The organism is Clostridium disporicum (assembly GCF_001405015.1).
Classification (GTDB): domain Bacteria; phylum Bacillota; class Clostridia; order Clostridiales; family Clostridiaceae; genus Clostridium; species Clostridium disporicum_B.
This window is the reverse complement of sequence record NZ_CYZX01000008.1, coordinates 48,636-68,039: the sequence shown is the minus strand read 5'-3', so window position 1 is coordinate 68,039 and position 19,404 is coordinate 48,636. Positions and strand designations below refer to the sequence as shown.

Annotated in this window: 19 protein-coding genes, 1 riboswitch and 1 other annotated feature; of the genes, 11 read left to right on the top strand and 8 right to left on the bottom strand. The window is 29.5% G+C overall.

The genetic code is table 11. The annotated features are described in order from the left end of the window. Positions 1–7: 7 nt before the first annotated feature. From ARA56_RS06910 to ARA56_RS06895, 4 genes are all read left to right on the top strand, one after another. Positions 8–1,219, top strand: a complete 1,212-nt coding sequence (locus tag ARA56_RS06910) for a DUF7922 domain-containing protein (RefSeq protein ID WP_055265103.1) — start codon at positions 8–10, stop codon at positions 1,217–1,219. 136 nt (positions 1,220–1,355) lie between these two features. Then, positions 1,356–2,183, top strand: coding sequence for a YhfM domain-containing protein (locus tag ARA56_RS06905; protein ID WP_055265101.1), 828 nt, complete (start codon positions 1,356–1,358; stop codon positions 2,181–2,183). A gap of 13 nt (positions 2,184–2,196) precedes the next feature. Beyond that, positions 2,197–3,036, top strand: coding sequence for an Mrp/NBP35 family ATP-binding protein (locus tag ARA56_RS06900; RefSeq protein WP_055265099.1), 840 nt, complete (start codon positions 2,197–2,199; stop codon positions 3,034–3,036). Positions 3,037–3,111: 75 nt separating this feature from the next. Then, entirely contained in the window at positions 3,112–3,300 is a 189-nt protein-coding gene (locus ARA56_RS06895; RefSeq protein ID WP_055265097.1) for a ferredoxin, read from the top strand. Between the two features lie 27 nt (positions 3,301–3,327). Here ARA56_RS06895 and thiT read toward each other — a convergent pair whose 3' ends face one another. From thiT to ARA56_RS06875, 4 genes are all read right to left on the bottom strand, one after another. Further along, a complete protein-coding gene (gene thiT / locus ARA56_RS06890; protein ID WP_055265095.1) occupies positions 3,328–3,981 on the bottom strand; it encodes an energy-coupled thiamine transporter ThiT in 654 nt (217 codons plus the stop codon). A gap of 53 nt (positions 3,982–4,034) precedes the next feature. Next, positions 4,035–4,137: riboswitch (TPP riboswitch) on the bottom strand. A gap of 22 nt (positions 4,138–4,159) precedes the next feature. After that, a complete protein-coding gene (locus ARA56_RS06885) occupies positions 4,160–4,363 on the bottom strand; it encodes a hypothetical protein (protein ID WP_055265093.1) in 204 nt (67 codons plus the stop codon). 84 nt (positions 4,364–4,447) lie between these two features. Continuing rightward, complete coding sequence (locus tag ARA56_RS06880; RefSeq protein WP_055265091.1) at positions 4,448–4,903, bottom strand: PadR family transcriptional regulator; 456 nt, start codon at positions 4,901–4,903, stop codon at positions 4,448–4,450. A 5-nt stretch (positions 4,904–4,908) separates the two neighbouring features. Beyond that, the gene (locus tag ARA56_RS06875) at positions 4,909–5,754 is read right to left on the bottom strand and encodes a DegV family protein (RefSeq protein ID WP_055265089.1); all 846 of its coding nucleotides are present in this window, start codon (positions 5,752–5,754) and stop codon (positions 4,909–4,911) included. A 288-nt stretch (positions 5,755–6,042) separates the two neighbouring features. Here ARA56_RS06875 and nrdD point away from each other — a divergent pair, with 288 nt between their 5' ends. Then, positions 6,043–8,154, top strand: a complete 2,112-nt coding sequence (nrdD, locus tag ARA56_RS06870; RefSeq protein ID WP_055265087.1) for an anaerobic ribonucleoside-triphosphate reductase — start codon at positions 6,043–6,045, stop codon at positions 8,152–8,154. Between the two features lie 276 nt (positions 8,155–8,430). After that, positions 8,431–8,940, top strand: a complete 510-nt coding sequence (nrdG, locus tag ARA56_RS06865) for an anaerobic ribonucleoside-triphosphate reductase activating protein (RefSeq protein WP_055265085.1) — start codon at positions 8,431–8,433, stop codon at positions 8,938–8,940. A gap of 218 nt (positions 8,941–9,158) precedes the next feature. On the opposite strand, the gene asnS is transcribed toward nrdG, so the two are convergent. Beyond that, positions 9,159–10,553 carry an asparagine--tRNA ligase gene (gene asnS / locus ARA56_RS06860; RefSeq protein ID WP_055265083.1) on the bottom strand — a complete coding sequence of 465 codons (1,395 nt, stop codon included), beginning with the start codon at positions 10,551–10,553 and terminating at the stop codon, positions 9,159–9,161. 59 nt (positions 10,554–10,612) lie between these two features. Next, positions 10,613–10,834 (bottom strand) — a binding site (T-box leader). A 153-nt stretch (positions 10,835–10,987) separates the two neighbouring features. Between asnS and ARA56_RS06855 the strand changes: the two genes are divergently transcribed. Continuing rightward, complete coding sequence (locus ARA56_RS06855) at positions 10,988–11,779, top strand: cytochrome b5 domain-containing protein (RefSeq protein ID WP_055265081.1); 792 nt, start codon at positions 10,988–10,990, stop codon at positions 11,777–11,779. Between the two features lie 140 nt (positions 11,780–11,919). Here ARA56_RS06855 and ARA56_RS06850 read toward each other — a convergent pair whose 3' ends face one another. After that, entirely contained in the window at positions 11,920–12,618 is a 699-nt protein-coding gene (locus ARA56_RS06850) for a metallophosphoesterase family protein (RefSeq protein WP_055265079.1), read from the bottom strand. A gap of 175 nt (positions 12,619–12,793) precedes the next feature. On the opposite strand from ARA56_RS06850, the gene ARA56_RS06845 reads away from it, so the two are divergent. After that, the gene (locus ARA56_RS06845; protein WP_055265077.1) at positions 12,794–13,870 is read left to right on the top strand and encodes a M24 family metallopeptidase; all 1,077 of its coding nucleotides are present in this window, start codon (positions 12,794–12,796) and stop codon (positions 13,868–13,870) included. A gap of 263 nt (positions 13,871–14,133) precedes the next feature. Here the strand turns inward: ARA56_RS06845 and ARA56_RS06840 are convergent, their stop codons facing one another. Then, entirely contained in the window at positions 14,134–14,952 is an 819-nt protein-coding gene (locus ARA56_RS06840; RefSeq protein WP_055265075.1) for a purine-nucleoside phosphorylase, read from the bottom strand. Positions 14,953–14,971: 19 nt separating this feature from the next. Further along, positions 14,972–16,348 carry a UDP-N-acetylmuramate--L-alanine ligase gene (murC, locus tag ARA56_RS06835; RefSeq protein WP_055265073.1) on the bottom strand — a complete coding sequence of 459 codons (1,377 nt, stop codon included), beginning with the start codon at positions 16,346–16,348 and terminating at the stop codon, positions 14,972–14,974. Between the two features lie 254 nt (positions 16,349–16,602). On the opposite strand from murC, the gene purR reads away from it, so the two are divergent. From purR to glmU, 3 genes are all read left to right on the top strand, one after another. Next, the gene (purR, locus tag ARA56_RS06830) at positions 16,603–17,418 is read left to right on the top strand and encodes a pur operon repressor (RefSeq protein ID WP_055265071.1); all 816 of its coding nucleotides are present in this window, start codon (positions 16,603–16,605) and stop codon (positions 17,416–17,418) included. Positions 17,419–17,528: 110 nt separating this feature from the next. Next, positions 17,529–17,810, top strand: a complete 282-nt coding sequence (spoVG, locus tag ARA56_RS06825; RefSeq protein ID WP_055265069.1) for a septation regulator SpoVG — start codon at positions 17,529–17,531, stop codon at positions 17,808–17,810. A gap of 178 nt (positions 17,811–17,988) precedes the next feature. Continuing rightward, positions 17,989–19,359 (top strand): bifunctional UDP-N-acetylglucosamine diphosphorylase/glucosamine-1-phosphate N-acetyltransferase GlmU, encoded by a 1,371-nt coding sequence (gene glmU, locus ARA56_RS06820; RefSeq protein WP_055265067.1) that lies wholly within the window; start codon positions 17,989–17,991, stop codon positions 19,357–19,359. The last annotated feature ends 45 nt before the right edge of the window (positions 19,360–19,404 follow it).

Below are 19,404 nucleotides of genomic sequence, written 5' to 3'. Positions count from 1 at the left end.
CTATAGAGTGGCAAGTAACAATAAATTGTATAGAAACTTTATAATATTGCAAGAAGACGAGAGAGGATATTCTAATGCAACAGGTAAAACGCTATCAGGATATTCTAAGATTGAAGCAAGAGCAGAAAAATGCAAAGTTTCTTTCTATGCTCAAAACTTGAAAAAAGATACTGATGATTATCATATGGTACTTATCTGCTGTAAGAAAGATTGCAAACAAATAATCGATCTTGGAAAAATAGTAATAAGTGATACTGGTAAGGGAGAAATAACAAAAGAGTATGATGCGTCTAATATAGGTGGATTAGGAGTTAGCTTTGATAAGATATGTGGAGCTGCTGTGACTAAAATGAAAGATGGACTACCTATATATGTTATGTGTGGATTTTTAAATAGTGAACAACCTTCAGACAATTGGAAGAATTATAAGGTTGTAAAATGCAATGAACATAAACCAATAACTATGGAGAAAAAGCCTAAGAAAGATGACTGTAAGGATGATAAAAAGTCAGATAAAAAATCAGAAAAGAAATCAGATAAGTGTGAACATAAAAAGAGAGATGATGATGATAAACCTGTAGAAATTTCTTCAATTAGTAAAGATGATAATAATGATAAGGTTCAAGAAGAACCTAGGGCAGAAGAAGTAAATACAGAAGAGACTAAAGTAGAAGAAGAAAAAGTAGAAGAGCCGAAGGTAGAGGAAGTTCCATATGTTCCTAGGGAAAACTTAAGAGGTAAGTTTGAAGAGTATGAAGAACAAATAGAAGCCGTTAAGGAATTTGACCCAGATGCTTCTGATATAAGAGGTAGTATAGGAGAATATTTTGAAGCAGTAGCTAACGGATTCGAAAGATGTAAGGGTAAATATAAGGAAGTTAAATATACAAAATGGTATAAGGTTCCTGTAAATGATTTATATGAAATGTGTAATATGTCTAATTATAATAAATATACTTTAGCGTATTATCCTATGCTTAACTACTATCCTTATATTAAAAAACATGGATATTTTATGTTAGGATATAAATGTGATTCTGAAGGAAACTTAAAATATATAGTTTATGGAATTCCAGGAAAGAAAGATAAAGATGAACAACCTTATGATGGAAAGACTGGATTTGTTACATGGGTAAATGATAATGACAGTGATGAAGTAGGATGTTGGTTAATGTTCTATGATTATAAGAACTCAACTGTGGTTGTTCCTATGCAATAATTGGGAAATGTATAGGAAATATGTAACATTAATGTTTGCGATTAATTAATTAAAGTATTATAATTATTTATAATTAGGAGAAGTATTTATACTTCTCCTAATTACTTTAATTAAAAGGTATATAAAGGAGAAAAAAATGACAAGAAAAGCAAAAGTAACTTTGTTATCAATTTTTCTAGTAACTATGACTATCTTAGGAGGATGTAATCCTATAGAAAGTATAGAGAAAAAATTTGGAATTAGGAATGAGTATTTTGAGTTTTTAAATAATAATAATGTAAGTAAAATTAGTATTCAAAGTACTAGAGATCCAGGTTTTAAGTTTATTGTAACAGAGGATAGTGCTATAAAAAATATGTATCAACTCTTAGCAAAATCAAAAGTAAGCGAAAGTAAGTCAACATTAGAGCCTGATTATATATTTGAATTTCAAATAGGTGAAGAAGTAAGAAACTTTTATTATGTAGTTGGTTCTGATGAAGGTAATTTTTACAATGATAATGATATTTTCACAACATCTAAGAGGTTAGATGAAGGAATAATACAGAATCTTTCATTTATAAGAAAACCAAGAGATTTTGATTATATATACTATCAATCAATTTTAGATGTATTAAATGTTATTAAAGATAAAATAAAGCTAAGTGATTATAATATAGGAATAAATATTCAAGGAGATATTGAATGTTTAAAATACGTATTTTCAATTGATTTAAAGAGCTTTTTAGAAAAAGCTAGAAAAATAGCTCCTAATATAGACTTAGTAAAAAACAATGATGAAAATTTTGATTTAGTAATAACAGTTAAAAATAGAGGATATGATAGTACAAATTATAAAACGAAGATAACTGTTAATGATAGAATACAAAAATACACTGATGAATATTTCATAACTGCAGTGAATGAATTTAAGGAATGGAATATTAAAGTAAGTGAAGCAAACAATAAACCTAAAGATTGGTAAGGAGGAGAGAGAAATGGGAAATTGTTCAACATGTTCAAGTAAAGCAAGCTGCAATGCTAGTAAATCAGCAGAAAATAATTGTGGAAAAATATCAATAAAACATGGAAAAATAAAAAATGTAATTGGAGTTATAAGTGGAAAAGGTGGAGTTGGAAAGTCTACAGTATCAGGGATTTTAGCAGTTAATTTAGCTAAAAAAGGATATAAGGTTGGAGTATTAGATGCCGATATAACAGGACCATCAATGCCAAGATTCTTTGGTATAAATGAACAAAGAGCTAGAATGATAGCTGTGGATGAAAATAATGCGATTTTTGAACCAGTTATAACTAAGAGTGGAATAAAAGTAATGTCTATGAATCTTTTAATACCAAAGGAAGATGAGCCAGTTATATGGAGAGGACCAGTAGTAACTGGAGTTCTTACTCAAATGTTTACTGATACAAATTGGGGAGAATTAGATTACTTAATAATTGATATGCCACCAGGAACTTCAGATATAACGCTAACTATAATGCAAAGTTTTCCTATATATGAGCTTGTAGTAGTATCAACGCCACAAGATATGGTTTCTATGATAGTTAAGAAAGTAGTATCTATGGCTGAGAAAATGAATATAAAAATTAAAGGTTTAATTGAGAATATGGCATATATAGTATGTACAGATTGTGATAAGAAATTAAAAGTATTTAGCAATAAGTCATCAGAGGAGCATGCAGAATATTTAGGATTGCCTTTATTAGGAGAATTACCTATAAACTTAGAATTAACTGAGGCTGTCAACGAAGGAAGAGCAGAGGAATATATAAAAGATAATAGCTTATATAGTTTAATTTTTGAAGGATTATATTAAAAAGTAAAAAGCGATACATAAAAATCACCATCTGGGGAAAATTAGTATTGTGATTTTTTATAAGAGGTGATAATTATGAAAGCAAACGTAGATCAAGAAACTTGTATTGGATGTGGAATGTGTCCATCAATCTGTCCAGAAGTATTTGATATGAATGATGACGGAAAAGCACATACAATAGTGGATGAAGTTCCAGCAGGAAAAGAAGATGAAGCACAAGATGCAGCTAATAGCTGTCCAGTAAGTGCAATATCAGTAGATTAAAAAAAGATGCCTAATGGGCATCTTTTTTTATATATTAATATTTGAACTTGGATTAAGTGTTTTTAATATTTGATTTAAAGGTAGTAATCCTAATATTACTAAACAAATTAAAAGTTCTACACCTACAGCTGGACCATTTACTGCTAATGAATATATTGCAGGAGACATACCAGCAGGTGCATATTCACCAAAGAAAACAACTCCAGAAATAAAGTGGCATATAAATCTTAAAAACATTCCTACAGTAGCTCCAATTAGTTTTTTATCCCTAAAGAAGCCAGCTATCCCTACAGCCATAAATGGAAGAGGATAATCAAATAGTACTTGAATAGGACTTAATATATACGGATTAATCATTAGCTTTAATAAGCCAAAAAGGAATCCTGTAAATATCCCAACAGATGGTCCATAAACATATGAGATTATAAATATAGGAATCATGCTACCAAGAGATACGCTTCCACCACCATTAGGGAATGTGTAAAGCTTTATCATATCTAATATGATAGCTAATGCTAAAGCTAGTCCAATTCTAGCCATAAGTTGAGCATTAAATTTTATAGATTTAAATTTGATAAATGCAATTAGTAAAATACCGCATGCAAGTAATGTTAGTAGTGTTAATGGACTACTAAATAGTGTTTTAAAATTTTCTGATAAGGTTGCTAGAAAATTTGTCATAAAAAAATACCTCCTTGTTTTGCGCAAGAGGTACCAGTTAAACGAAAATAATAAAAATCCGTATATAGCTTCCCTACGCTGGTATTACCCAGATCAGGTAAAGAAGGGTTAATGATAAAATCATCTCTCAGCCAATTGGCACCCCTAGCACCTTATATAAGATATATTATATAAATTGCTAAAAAAAGTCAATAGATTTATCATGTATGTTAGAAGGTTTATAATTAATACTATAAGTGCCGTTGTACAATCTATCTAAACTTATATTACTACCTATTGGAGATGTATGGCTGAATGATGATAATGGTAGAGTAACAACTGAGTCATCTTCTAATAAGACAAATACTTCCGTTGGTGTATAATCTAAAATAGTTCCTTTCATATTTATTCCTCCTTAGATAACTTTGTGTTAGTTTATGTAATTTTAAAAAAAAATACACCTAAGGTTTTCCCTTAAGTGTAAAATTTATAAATACAAATCACCATAAACTAATCTAAATACTTTTAAAGATTCTTCAATCTTTGGCTTTAATAAAGATTTTCTGTAAGAAAACTCCTTTTCACCCAGAGGAGTTAAAGAATACAATTTTTGAGTTTTCTTTTTTAAATCATTCCATTCACCAACAACTAGGCCTTCTTTTTCTAGCTTTTTTAATAATGGATATATACCACCAGTACTAGGAGACCAAAGTCCTTTTGTTCTTTCAGATATTTTTGTTGATATATCGTTGCCGTTAGTAGGTCCCATACTTAATATATATAAAACATATATAGGTAAAAGTCCTTTAGCGAATACTTGCCCAACAGCTTCTTTTTCTTTCTGAACCTTTTTTAGTTCAGAAAGTTTTTGCTTATACTCTTCATGGAGCCTCTTTTCTTCTGCCTTTAGATCTTCTATGTTGCTAAAATCATAATTAGCCATAATTATTAATCAACAACCTTTACACAGAAGCCCATTAATCCTGGACCGCCATGTACACCAAGAGCAGGACTGATTTCAGAAAGTTTTAAGCTATTAATGTTGTCTAATCCTTTTAATGACTCCATGTATTTGATGGCTTCAGCTTCACAACCACCTTGAAGTACAGTTACATCACATTTGTTTTTTGCAAGGTGTGTTTTTAATATATCAGTAAGTTTTGATAAAGCTTGTTTTCTGCCTCTAGCTTTAACAATATTGTAGTATACACCATTTTCATCTGTTGTAATTATAGGTTTTAAATTTAACATTTCTCCAAGAGTTCCGGCAACTCTTCCGATTCTTCCACCCTTTTTTAAATATTCTAAGGTATCTATAGTAAAGTAACCAGTTATTTTTTCACGAATTTTAGGTAGAGCTTCGATTATTTCTTCGAAAGTTTTTCCAGATTTTATAAGCTTTGATACTTCTATAACTATTTCACCTTCAGGATAAGCTAAGATTTTAGTATCGTAAACATAAGAAGTAAGGTTAGGATGATCTTCTAAGCTTAATCTTAATGAATTAGCTGTTCCAGAAAGACCACCAGATATACATATTGCTATTACATGAGTATATCCTTCTTCTTCTAATTTAGTTAGTATTTTTTCAGTTGTTTCTGGGCTTGGTAAAGATGTTTTTGGTACCTCTTTATCTAAGTTCGCATAAACATCACTAGCTTTTATATCTATTTTATCTTGATATTCACCAGTAGAATAAGAAATTCTAAGTGGTAATAAGTTTACATTATATTCTCTAAGTTCTTCTAAGCTTAGGTCACTACCGCTATCGGTTATTAAAGCAATTTTTTGCATAATTAATCCTCCGAAATTATTTTATTAATTTTATTATATCATAAAAGATATCATTATCAATATTGATAATGTATATATAGTTATCAGTATTGATAATATCTGTTATATATTTTGTACAATTTAAAATAAAATAGACATATTTAATAAGTGTTAAAAAAGGAAGATAAAATAAAAAAACATTCAAAAATAAGGCTAGATTACCAGATATATAGGTAAATCGAAATTGCTTTAAAATTTTAAAAAAATTATAATTATAATACAAGATATTGTGTGTAGGGAGTGAAGAAAATGCTATATGTGGTAAAGAGGGATGGTAGAGAAGTAAGATTTAATTCAGATAAAATTGCTAATGCTATAAAAAAAGCTGCTAAGGAGATTGAATATAACCTTAGAGAAAGCCAAGTATTAGATATCGTACAAAAAGCTATAAATTATATAGAGATGACTGGAAAAGAAAAAGTATCTGTAGAAGAAGTACAAAATTTAGTTGAAAAAGCTTTAAATGATAGCGGATATGAAAAAATTCAAAAGGTATATTCAACTTACAGAATTGAAAGAACACGAGTTAGAGAGATAAAATCAGATTTGATGAAAGCGATTAATAAGATAGGAATCGAAACTGATAGAGATAACGCGAATGTTGGGAATAATTTTAGTTCAAAGTTATTGAGAATAGCTTCTGAATCTAATAAATGGCACAATTTAGCTACTATGCCTAAGCACTTAGCAAAGGCACATGAAAATGGAGAGTTATATTTTCATGATTTAGACTCTTATAATCTTACAATAAATTGTCTTCATATACCAACAAAAGAGATTTTGGAAAAAGGCTTTAATACAGGTTATGGAACAATATGTCCTCCAAAAAGAATAGAAACTGCAGCGGAACTTTCTTGCATATTACTTCAATCAAGTCAAAATGATATGTTTGGAGGTCAATCTCATCCAGATTTCGATAACGATATAAGTGTATTCATAGAACCTACAAGACAAGAAATAAGAAAGGAATTAGAGGAGCTTGGAATTGACGAGGAAAGATTAGATGAATTAGTAGAAAAAAAATTAAATAAGAGAATTCATCAAGCTATGCAAGGAATAGTATTTAATCTAAATACTATGCATTCTCGTGCAGGATCACAGGTTCCATTTAGTTCTATAAATTTAGGTATTCCATATACAAGAGATGCTGCACTTGTATGCGAAGCATTTTTAGAAGAATATGAAAAAGGATTAGGAAAGGGAGAACAACCTATATTCCCTAATATCATTTTTAGAGTAAAAGAAGGTGTAAATAGGGAGCCTAAAGATCCATATCATTATCTATATCAATTAGCATGTAGAGTAGCATCTAAAAGAATGAATCCTACATTTATGAATATAGATGCAGATTTCAATAAAGAATTTTATGATAAGGGATATATGCCAGCAACTATGGGATGTAGGACTTATTTAATGAAAAATGTTAATGGAGAGCCAGGTTGTAAAGGAAGAGGAAATATAGCACCAGTTACAATAAACCTTCCAAGAGTAGCTATAGAATCAGGAAAAAATATTGATAAGTTTTTTGAAATATTACAACAAAGATTATCATTAGCAAAAGAAGCACTCCTAAATAGATATGGAGTTCTTAAAAATCTTAAAGTTAAGGACTTACCTTTTGTAGCAGGTCAAGGACTACTAAGGGGCTCAGAAGGGTTAAAAGAGGATGATTCTATTGAACCAATATTAAAGCAAGGAACTTGGGGAATTGGTTTTATAGGCCTTGCTGAAGCACTAGTTGCTTTAACTGGAAAGCATCATGGTGAGAGTAAAGAGTCAAGAGAATTAGGACTAAAGATAGTAGGTTTTATTAGGCAATATACAGATAGATTAGTTGAGGAGACTAATTTAAATTGGAGCTGTTATGCTACTCCAGCAGAAGGCTTATCAGGAAAATTTATAAAAAATGATAAAAAGGTTTATGGAATTATAGAAGGTGTAACGGATAAGGAATATTACACTAATAGTTATCACATACCAGTAAAATACCCAATATCAATAAAGGATAAAATTGATATTGAAGCACCTTATCATAAGCTTTGTAACGCAGGACATATATCTTATATAGAAGTTGATGATAGGCCATCACCGGAGACTATCATGGATATATTAAACTATGCTTATAAAGAAACTAATATAAGCTATGTAGGAATAAATTTTCATATAAGATATTGCAAGGATTGTGGTAATTATTTATTTAGTCATGAAGTAACTTGTCCAAACTGCAAAGGAAGTAATATTCAAGGAGTATCCAGAGTAACAGGATATTTAAGTTTAGATGAAAGGTTTGGCCCAGGAAAATATGAAGAAAGACAAGATAGGTATTGTCATTTTAGCGGAAAGAAAAATTCTTATAAATAGATGATTTCAAAGAAATAAAGTTACTAGCATTAATGTAGGTAACTTTATTTTTTTAATAATTATTATAGTTAGTTTAGTGTTTTTAAAAATATGGATAAAGTCAAAATAATACAATAATATATTTTAAAATTAAGATAGGGAGGTTATGAGTGTCGTAGATAAAGTTAATAATAGATTTAGGTGAAACTGTATCTACGATAAAAGTTGTTGAAGAGTTTTGCAGATATATTAATTAGCTAAGAATAAATAGGTTTAATGATATATGAGGTGGTTATATTGGTAAAGGAAGTAAGATTATCAGGTATTGCTTATGAAAGTTTAGTAAATGGACCGGGAATGAGAAGAGTATTTTTTTCACAAGGTTGTAAACATAATTGTGAAGGTTGTTTTAATCCAGAAACACATGACTTTTCAGGTGGAGAAGTAAGAAATATGGATGAGCTTATAGAAGATGTATTAAAAAATAAAATGATAAAAGGTGTAACTTTTAGTGGAGGAGACCCTTTAGAACAAGCAGATAAATTTGCATATATGGCTAAGGCTTTTAAAGATGCTGGATTAAATATATGGTGTTATACAGGATATACATTTGAGAGTCTATTAGAAAAGATGGAAAATGATAATGAAGTTAGAGAATTGCTTGAAAATATTGATGTATTAGTAGATGGAAAATTTCAATTGGATAAAAAGGAGGATGGACTTAGATTTAGAGGGTCTAGTAATCAAAGAATAATAGATGTAAAAGAGAGCTTATTTAGAGACAAAATATCTATTTTAGAATATTAGAATTTGCTTAATAACTAAGTTTTTAGATGGATTATTATAAAAGAACACAAAAAAAGCGCTTGCGCGCTTTTTCATTAATAATGGGGGGATGGGACCTGCATTAAATGCAAGTTGTTATTACATTATAAGTATGGACTTAAATTAGAATTTATATACAACATATTTGTAAAAAAATAAAAAAAGTTAAAAAAATAGAACCCTTTTAGGGCTCTATTTTTTTAGAAGTCTGATTGACCAGTTGTTCTTGGGAATGGAATTACGTCTCTTATGTTAGACATACCAGTGATGTACATTATTAATCTTTCAAATCCAAGACCAAATCCAGCATGCTTAGTTTCTCCGTATTTTCTAAGCTCTAAATACCACCAGTAATCTTCCTCTTTAAGATTTAATTCAGCCATTCTAGCCTTTAATACATCAAGTCTTTCTTCTCTTTGGCTTCCACCGATGATTTCTCCTATTCCAGGAACTAAACAGTCAGTTGCTGCAACAGTTTTTCCATCATCGTTAAGTCTCATATAGAATGCCTTAATGTCTTTTGGATAGTCAGTAACGAATACTGGTCTTTTGAATATTTCTTCAGTTAAATATCTTTCATGTTCAGTTTGAAGGTCAATTCCCCATTCAACTGGATATTCGAAAGTCTTACCACAATTCTTTAACATTTCAACTGCTTCAGTATAAGTAACTTTTCCGAAATCAGAAGATACTATGTGATTTAATTTATCTAATAGTCCTTTTTCTATAAACTGATTAAAGAATGCCATTTCTTCAGGACATTCATCCATAACGTATTTGATTACGTATTTTAACATTGCTTCAGCTAACTCCATATCATCTTGTAAGTCAGCAAAAGCTATTTCAGGTTCAACCATCCAGAATTCAGCAGCGTGTCTAGCTGTATTTGAATTTTCAGCTCTGAAAGTTGGTCCAAAAGTATAAACATTTCTAAATGCTAAAGCGTAACATTCAGCGTTTAATTGACCAGAAACTGTAAGGTTAGTTTCTTTTCCAAAGAAATCTTCCTTATAGTTTATTTTTCCATCTTCAGTTCTTGGAATGTTATCTAAGTCTAAAGTACTTACTCTAAACATTTCTCCAGCACCTTCACAGTCACTACCTGTTAAGATTGGAGTGTTTGTATAAACAAATCCTTGGTCTTGGAAGAACTTATGGATAGCATAAGCAGCTACTGAACGTACTCTGAATACTGCAGAGAAAGCATTACTTCTTGGTCTTAAGTGAGCTATTGTTCTTAAATATTCAAATGTATGTCTTTTCTTTTGTAGTGGATAATCTGAATCAGACATACCTTCAATAACTACTTCTTTTGCTTGTATTTCAAAAGGTTGTTTAGCCTCAGGTGTAGCAACTAAAGTACCCATTACTTTTATAGATGAACTTATTGGAAGCTTTGATACTTCTTTAAAGTTTTCTAAATTATTATCAAAAACTACCTGAACGTTTTTGAAGAAACTACCATCGTTTACTTCTATAAACCCAAATGCGTTAGATGCTCTTAAAGTTCTTATCCATCCAGATATAACAATATCCTTAGAGAAAAACTCTTCAGAATTTCTGTAAAGTGATTTAACTAAAACTTCGTTTTTCATAAAATTTTACCTCCTTGTAACATTATTAAATAAAATAAAAAACCTCTCGTTCCCATAAAATATGGGACGAAAGGATTACTTACGTGGTACCACCCAAATTGCCTAAAAAGGCCACTTAGTAAATTATTAACGGTATTTAGCCGTCTAAGCCTACACAAGCAATTGCTTTTTCGGTTAGAAACTCCGAGATGTTCTTCGCTTTTAACTTCGTATAAGGCTTACACCATCCCTTACTCGCTAAGACTACATTTAAAAGTTACTCTTCTCATCATAGTTAATATAATTATATGAATAAATCTTAATTAGTGTTAAGGTTATAAGTTAGATTTATTAAACTCTACCTTAATTTTAATAATTCGATTTTACAATACTTTACTAACATTTGCAACCTAAATTCATAATATATATTTATAGAGTATTCATTGGAGGTTGTAATGAATAAGAAGGATTTTTTACAAGAAAAATATGAAGAACTAAATAGACTAAAGATATCAATTCAAGACTATCCTAAAGAATCTATAGATAACATACTTAAATCTATTAGTAATATATGTGATGAGATAAACAAACATTTAGAAAATAAGAAACATAAAGAGGATAAGGATATTAAGAATACTAAAGAGAATAATGAAAATGATTATAATGATGAGTGTATTGATAATAATATCGAAGAGAAAGAAAATGATAGTAATGAAAATAGGAAAAGAAAGAAAAAGAGTAACGAGAAACATAATATTGAAAGAGAGGAGATTATACTTACAGAGCAAGAGCTTTCTGAGTTTAATGGGAAAGATGGAAAGCCGCCTTATATAGCTATAGATGGGATAATTTATGATGTAAGTAAAATAAATAAGTGGAAAAATGGACAACATCATGGAATGTTAGCAGGCCAAGTATTAACTGAAGAGTATTATAAGTGTCATAGTAAAAAGTTAAATTTAATAAAGAAAGCAAGAGTAGTTGGTAAGTTAAAAGAAGAAAATAGAGGAGATAGGGTTTTTACTAAGCAGGAATTAAGCAAGTATAATGGTAAAAATGGAATGCCAGTTTATGCAGCTGTAAATGGAGTCGTATATGACTTTACAAAAATTCTACAATGGCAAGGTGGAATGCATTATGGTTTAATGGCAGGACAGGATTTAACAGCATACTTTGAAGGGTGTCATTCAAATAATTTGGATATGTTAAAAAATGGAACTGTTGTAGGTACACTTAAAGAGTCATAGAATGAAAAATATAAATTTAATTAATAAAAAAGCCTTCGGCTAGAATATACACTAGCTGAAGGCTATATTTATCTCTTTGAATAAGCAAATTACTTCTAAACATCAAAGAAATATAATTATTTAACTAACGGTACTAAAAGTTATTCTTGGCCACTTTCATAAGAGTGAGTTATTGAATTAGGGAAGTTTAACATAGCACAATCCTTAACTATTCTTTTGAATTCATATTCAATTTCTCTAATAGAAACATTTACTTCACCGTCATCAGAAATATCTATAAGTGCATAAGTGCAGTTAGGGCGACCAATTTTAGGTTTTCCTACACTACCTACATTAATATAAAGTTTATTATCAAATTTTTTGCAAGAAGGTATGTGGGTATGTGCACAAACTAAAACATCACCTGTAAAGTTGTTCATTGCTTGAACGGTATTTTCTCCATTTTCAAATAAGTACTCATTTATTTTTTCAGGACTTCCGTGAGTAAATACTATATTAACTCCATTAATAGAATATTCTAATTTAAGAGGTAGAGAATCTAAATAGTATTTATTAGAAACTCTAACTTCATTAACAGCCCAAGGTAAAGAAAAAGAATTTATAGTTGTATTTCTAATATAAGTATAATCACCATCTACAACAGAAGCATCGTAATTACCCTTTATACATGGAATCTCTCTTCTTCTTATTAAAGCAACTACTTCATTAGGATGTGGTCCATATCCTACTAAATCACCAAGACAGATTATCTTATCAACTTTTTGTTCATCTATATCTTCAAGCACTTTCATAAGTGCATATAAGTTTCCGTGAATGTCTGAGATTGCAGCTATTTTCATAAATTTATTTCCTCCTATTTACTAATAATATAATTATAACATTCAAATTTATTAATAAAAGAATAAATTCAAAGTTATAGATATTATAAAAATTTTGAAGTATTATTTATTAAAGAAACTCATTTTTTTATAAATTAAAATGATTAAATAGGAATATGAATGGAAGGTATGAAAAATGAAAGATTCAAGAGTTAAAAATGTATTAGTTCAAATGGAAAAAAATAATTTATCTCAAATACTTGTTACATCGCCTGAATCTATTTTTTACTTAACAGGAAAAATGATTCATCCAGGTGAGAGATTTTTAGCATTATATTTAGATGCTAATGGAAATCATAAATTTATAGTAAATAAGCTTTTCCCTATACACGAAGACTTAGGTGTAGAAATTGTTTGGTACGATGATATTGAAAATCCAATAGATAGATTAGCTAAGATAGTTAAGGCTGGGGAAGTTTTAGGTGTAGATAAAGATCTTCGTGCAACTTTCTTAATTGACTTAATGGAGAGAAATGTAGTTAAAACATTTACAAATTCATCACCAATAATTGATATGTTAAGAGCTATTAAAGATGCAGAAGAGATTCAAATAATGAAAGAAGCTTCTAAAATTAATGATGCCGTTATGCTAAAGCTTTGGAAGAATTTAAAACCAGGAAATTCTGAAAAATATTATGCTAATCTTTTATCAGAGATATATGAAGAAGAAGGTGCATCAGGATTTTCATTCTCTCCAATAATAGCTACTAGTCCAAATGGAGCAGATCCTCATCATGGAACAGGTAAGGATAAGATTAAAGTTGGAGATAGTGTAGTTTTAGATATTGGTGGAAGATATAAAAACTACTGCTCTGATATGACTAGAACAGTCTTTATAGGGAAAGAACCAAGTAAAGAGCATGCTGAAATTTATAATATAGTTAAAAATGCTAATGAAAAGGCTATTTCTATAATAAAAGAAGGAGTTAAATTCTCAGATATAGATAAGGCTGCTAGAAACTTAATAACTGATGCTGGATATGGAGAATATTTTACTCACAGAACAGGGCATAGTATAGGAATTGAAGTTCATGATTTTGGTAATGTAAGTTCAGTAAATCATGATGAAGTAAAGGCTGGAATGATATTCTCTGTAGAACCTGGTATATACCTAAAAGATAATATAGGAGTAAGAATTGAAGATTTAGTTCTTGTAACAAAGGATGGATGTGAAGTTCTAAATTCAGTTACTAAAGAAATTACTGTAATTTAAATAGGCAATAGTTAATTAGGTAATATGTAAAAGATAGTTAATTATAATAAGAGTTAAGTTAAACTTAGCTCTTATTTTTTTATGATAAAATTTTTATATGGAAAGTGTAAGATTAATATAAATATTTCGTTATATAAAGTAGAGGCTCAGTAAGGGGAATGTTATGAGAATAAATGAAAAAAATTTTCTTTCAAAATTGAGAAAAAAAGATGAAAAAGCCGGCTTTATGCCGACTTTTTATTAGAAAGTTATATTTTTAAGTATTAAATTACTTCAATAACTCTATTCATTAATTTTATAAAGTCATTTTTAACTCTAGCAGAAGTTTCGATAACTTCTTCATGATTTAAAGGTTGATCTAAAATACCTGCAGCCATGTTAGTTAAGCATGAGATACCAACTGTTTTGATTCCACAGTGATTTGCAACTATAACTTCAGGAACAGTAGACATACCAACAGCATCTCCACCCATAATTCTAGCGAATTTTACTTCAGCTGGAGTTTCATAAGTTGGACCTGAGAACATTACATATACACCTTGTTTTAAATCTATTCCAAGTTCTTTACCTACATTTAATACCTTATTTCTTAATTCTAAGTTATATGCCTCAGACATATCTGGGAATCTTGGCCCAAACTCATCTAAATTATGTCCGAATAAAGGATTTGAACCAGAGAAGTTTATATGGTCAGTTATAACCATTAAATCTCCAGCGTTAAAATCTTTATTAACAGCACCACAAGCGTTAGTTACTATAAGCTTTGATACTCCTAATAATTTCATAACTCTTACTGGAAAAGTTATTTTTTCCATAGAATATCCTTCGTAATAGTGGAATCTACCTTGCATTGCAACAACTTGTTTTCCACCTAAAGTTCCTATAACTAATCTTCCAGCATGGCCTTCAACAGTTGAAGTAGGGAAATTAGGAATATCAGAGTAATTATAGAATTCTGGGTTTTCTATAGAATCAGCTAAAGATCCTAGTCCAGAACCAAGTATTAGTCCAATTTCAGGTTTGTAATTACTTTTGCTTAATATGAAATCAGCAGAAGCTTTAATTTGAGTTAATAAATCCATTAAAATCACCTCTTAATTTTTATCTATTTAGTAAAAGTTCTCCTACTTTAACAACATCTCCAGCTCCAACAGTAAGAATTAAATCGTCTTTTTCAACCTTTGAAGCAAGATAATCTGCAACATCTTTATGAGTATGAAGATTTATACAATTTAAACCAGTTGCTCTAATTGCATCTCCTAATTGATCAGATGAAATAAGACCAGTATCTTTTTCTCTTGCAGCATATATGTCCATTAAAATAAGTTCATCTGAATCTTTAAAGCAATTAGTAAACTCTTCAAAAAGAGTTTTAGTTCTTGTGTAAGTATGTGGTTGGAAAACACAATATATTTTTTTATGAGGAATAATCTTAGCTGTTGATAAAGTAGCAGCAATTTCTACAGGATGATGAGCGTAATCATCAATTATTGTAGCCCCATTAAATTCACCTTTATGCTCGAAACGTTTGTGAGCTCCCTTACAATCAAATAAACCTTCAACTATATATTCATGAGGTATATTTAATATAAGAGAAGTACAAATACTAGCTAATGCATTTAATATATTATGCGATCCTGTTGTATTTAATTCAATATCGAAAAGATAGGTATCATCTTTAAATACTCTAAAGCTTGCGCAACCTCTATTATTGAACTTTATATTACGTGCAGTTACATCACCCTTATTTATACCATAACTTATAGTATTACATTTTGCATAATTTAAAACTTCCATAACTCTAGCATCTTCTGCACAACCAACTAAATATCCATCTGATGGAATTAAGTCAGAGAATTTTTTAAATGTGTCTTCTATATGATTTATATCTTTATAATAATCTAAGTGATCTGCATCAATATTTAATATTATTCCTATGTAAGGAAAGAATTTTAGGAAAGATGCCTTATACTCACAAGCTTCAGTAATGAAATATTCACTTTCACCTATTTTAAAATTACCATGTATAGCGTCAACATCACCACCAACTAAAATAGTTGGGTCAAGGTTTGCATTTAAAGTTATATGCGAAAGCATAGAAGTAGTTGTAGTTTTACCGTGAGTACCAGCTACAGCTACATTATATTTATGACCTTTCATTATATATCCTAAGAACTCGGCTCTATCCATTAGTTCAATGTTTTTTTCTTTTGCTTCTATTATTTCTGGATTACTAGCAGGAATTGCAGCAGTATATACTATTAAATCCACATTTTTAATGTTGTTTTTATTGTGACCTATGTATATTTCAGCACCAGATTTTCTTAATTTATTTAACACTTCAGATTCTTTTGCATCAGAACCAGAAACTTTATATCCTTTAGTTAATAAAACAGCAGCAAGTCCACTCATACTTACTCCGCCTATACCGATGAAGTGAACTTTCTTGTTTTTATCAGTATTTAAATTAAAAGACAAAATATCAACTCCTTTTAAATAGAATAGTTTCATTTATAATTATATACAAATTTATGAAGTTGAACACAAATTTTCATAAATATATAAAAAAATTATGGATATAAATATAAAATTCAATTATAATTGTAAGAATTATTTAAAATTAAGTAGTTAAAACTATTGATAATAGAAGTAATATAGAATAGAATATGAATATTAGGGCGAATTGAGGTTGGAATAATTCGGATTTTGAATAAAAAGGAAGGAAAAGGGTTATGGAAAAATTAAGTAGAAACAATAGAGTTGTTGCCATTACGAAGATATTGACAGAGACTCCTAACAAAGTTGTTGGATTAAATAAATTTTCGGAACTTTTAAATGCTGCTAAATCTACAATAAGTGAAGATATAGTAATAGTAAGAGAATTATTAGAAAAATTAGAGATGGGTAAAATTGAAACTATTTCAGGAGCAGCAGGTGGAATAAAGTTTATACCAGATATGGGAAGTGCAAGTAAGTTAGAATTTTGCAATGAATTATGTGATTTACTAACAGAAGAAGGCAGAATAGTACCAGGAAATTTTGTTTACTTAACAGATATAATGTATAATCCTCAAATAATTAGTAAAGCAGGTGTAATTTTAGCTTCATATTTTAAAGATATGAATATTGATTATATAGTAACTGTAGAAACTAAAGGTATTCCATTAGCTTATGAAGTTGCTAAATGTTTAGGAATTGAGTTAGTTATAATAAGAAGAGATAACAAAATAACAGAAGGACCAACTGTTACTATAAATTATGTTTCAGGAACAAGCGGAAGAATTCAACAAATGTCCTTAGCTAAAAAGTCAATGAAACCATCAAGCAAATGTGTATTTATAGATGACTTTTTAAGAGGTGGTGGAACTGCTCAAGGAATAAAAGACCTTTTAAAAGAATTTGATTCTGAATTAGTAGGAACAGGTGTGTTAGTTGATAATATAGGTATAAAAAATAAGAGAGCTAGTGAGTACATAGCACTTATTGAATTAGAATTTGATGAGAATACAGAAGAACTACATGTAAAACCATCAGAGTTTATTAAATAATATAAAATCCACAGTTGCTTTTAGATAAATAAGAAATTTTAGTAAAAAAAAGGGTTTTAAAACTTTTTATAGAAATATATCTATTATAAAGCAACTGGAGGTGAAGTGAAGTGACAATCACAGACGTTAGAATCAGAAAAATAGCTACAGAAGGAAAAATGAAAGCTATAGTTTCTGTAACTTTTGATAATGAATTTGTTGTCCATGATATTAAAGTTATCGAAGGACAAAATGGTTTATTCATTGCAATGCCAAGTAGAAAGACACCTGATGGAGAGTTTAAGGATATCGCACATCCTATAAACACTGACACAAGAGAAAAAATGCAATCTTCTATATTAGCAGCTTATGAAGAAGCTATGCAAGAAGATGTCAATGTTGTAAACGAATAATTGCAAAAATAAAAGGAGATGAAACTCCTTTTATTTTTTTGGATAAATTAATGATATATATTCTTTTAGCAAAGGTTGAAATAATTATTCTTATGAAATATAATATATAAGAATACATACGAACGTTTTTGGATAAAATTAAAATTTTGTCCTTGATTTATATAAAAGAGGTGAATTTATGTATAAATGTGCTTTAATCTTAGCAGCTGGGCAAGGGACTAGAATAAAATCAGATTTACCTAAGGTTCTACATAAAGTTTGTGGAAAAGAAATGGTTAATCATGTTATTGATACTTTAAGAAAAGCTGACATTTCAGATATCAATGTAATAATAGGTAAAGGTTCAGAATTAGTTAAGGAAAAGACTTCATCAAGAGAAGTAAGCTACTCGCTTCAAGCAGAGCAACTTGGAACAGGACACGCAGTAAAGTGTGCTATAGATTTCTTAAAAGATAAGAAGGGAACAGTTGCTATATTCTGTGGAGATGCGCCATTAATTACAGAAGAAACAGTAGTTAGCTTATTTGAAGAACATAATTCAAATAATAATAAAGCAACTCTTTTAACTTCAATTTTAGATGATGCGACAGGTTATGGAAGAATAATCAGAGATGGAAATGAAGTATTAAAGATAGTTGAGCATAAAGATTGTAACGAAGAAGAATTAAAAGTTACAGAGATGAATGCGGGAGTATATTGCTTTGATATAGAAAAATTATTAGAAGCTTTAGATAAGTTATCTAACAATAACTCTCAAGGAGAGTATTACTTAACTGATGTTATAGGAATACTTAAATCTCAAGGAGAAAAAGTTGGAGCTGTAGTTATAGATTTTGAAGAAACTTTAGGTGTTAACTCAAGAGCTCAATTAGCTCAGGTTGAAGCTATACTAAGAAAAAGAATAAATGCAAAGCATATGGATAATGGGGTTACGTTAATAGATCCAAATAATACTTATATTGGTGCTGACGTTATTATAGGAAAAGATACAATAGTATATCCAGGTAACGTATTAGAAGGTAATACAGTTATAGGAGAAAGATGCACATTATATCCAAATTCAAGAATTAATAATAGTACTATAGAAAATGAAGTTGAAATTCAATCTTCAGTTATTTTAGATAGTAAGATAGGTGATAATACTACTGTTGGACCATTTGCATATATTCGTCCAGATTCAGTTATAGGTAGTCATGTAAGAATTGGAGATTTCGTTGAAATAAAGAAATCGATAATTGGTAACAATACTAAAGTATCTCACTTAACATATGTTGGAGATGCTGAAGTTGGAGAAAGCTGTAACTTCGGTTGTGGTACGGTTACTGTAAATTATGATGGTAAAAATAAAAATAAAACTATTATAGGAAATAATAGCTTTATTGGATGTAATACAAATTTAATTTCACCAGTTAAAGTTGAGGATAACACTTATATCGCAGCTGGATCAACTATAACAGATGATGTTAAGACTGGGGAGCTTGCAGTAGCAAGAGCAAAACAAAGAAATATTCCAGGATGGGTAGAAAAAAGAGGGTTATTAAAGAAATAATTTAAATTAATATATATTTAATTTGTTTACAAACAAACTATGTAA

What these genes read in the sequence shown, in the direction of transcription:
- ARA56_RS06895 (WP_055265097.1), top strand. Translation starts at nt 3,112, where the DNA reads ATGAAAGCAAACGTAGATCAAGAAACTTGTATTGGATGTGGAATGTGT.
- ARA56_RS06840 (WP_055265075.1), bottom strand. Translation starts at nt 14,952, where the DNA reads ATGGATTTATTAACTCAAATTAAAGCTTCTGCTGATTTCATATTAAGC.
- nrdD (WP_055265087.1), top strand. Translation starts at nt 6,043, where the DNA reads ATGCTATATGTGGTAAAGAGGGATGGTAGAGAAGTAAGATTTAATTCA.
- ARA56_RS06900 (WP_055265099.1), top strand. Translation starts at nt 2,197, where the DNA reads ATGGGAAATTGTTCAACATGTTCAAGTAAAGCAAGCTGCAATGCTAGT.
- ARA56_RS06885 (WP_055265093.1), bottom strand. Translation starts at nt 4,363, where the DNA reads ATGAAAGGAACTATTTTAGATTATACACCAACGGAAGTATTTGTCTTA.
- thiT (WP_055265095.1), bottom strand. Translation starts at nt 3,981, where the DNA reads ATGACAAATTTTCTAGCAACCTTATCAGAAAATTTTAAAACACTATTT.
- ARA56_RS06855 (WP_055265081.1), top strand. Translation starts at nt 10,988, where the DNA reads ATGAATAAGAAGGATTTTTTACAAGAAAAATATGAAGAACTAAATAGA.
- ARA56_RS06850 (WP_055265079.1), bottom strand. Translation starts at nt 12,618, where the DNA reads ATGAAAATAGCTGCAATCTCAGACATTCACGGAAACTTATATGCACTT.
- glmU (WP_055265067.1), top strand. Translation starts at nt 17,989, where the DNA reads ATGTATAAATGTGCTTTAATCTTAGCAGCTGGGCAAGGGACTAGAATA.
- ARA56_RS06875 (WP_055265089.1), bottom strand. Translation starts at nt 5,754, where the DNA reads ATGCAAAAAATTGCTTTAATAACCGATAGCGGTAGTGACCTAAGCTTA.
- ARA56_RS06905 (WP_055265101.1), top strand. Translation starts at nt 1,356, where the DNA reads ATGACAAGAAAAGCAAAAGTAACTTTGTTATCAATTTTTCTAGTAACT.
- ARA56_RS06845 (WP_055265077.1), top strand. Translation starts at nt 12,794, where the DNA reads ATGAAAGATTCAAGAGTTAAAAATGTATTAGTTCAAATGGAAAAAAAT.
- ARA56_RS06880 (WP_055265091.1), bottom strand. Translation starts at nt 4,903, where the DNA reads ATGGCTAATTATGATTTTAGCAACATAGAAGATCTAAAGGCAGAAGAA.
- asnS (WP_055265083.1), bottom strand. Translation starts at nt 10,553, where the DNA reads ATGAAAAACGAAGTTTTAGTTAAATCACTTTACAGAAATTCTGAAGAG.
- purR (WP_055265071.1), top strand. Translation starts at nt 16,603, where the DNA reads ATGGAAAAATTAAGTAGAAACAATAGAGTTGTTGCCATTACGAAGATA.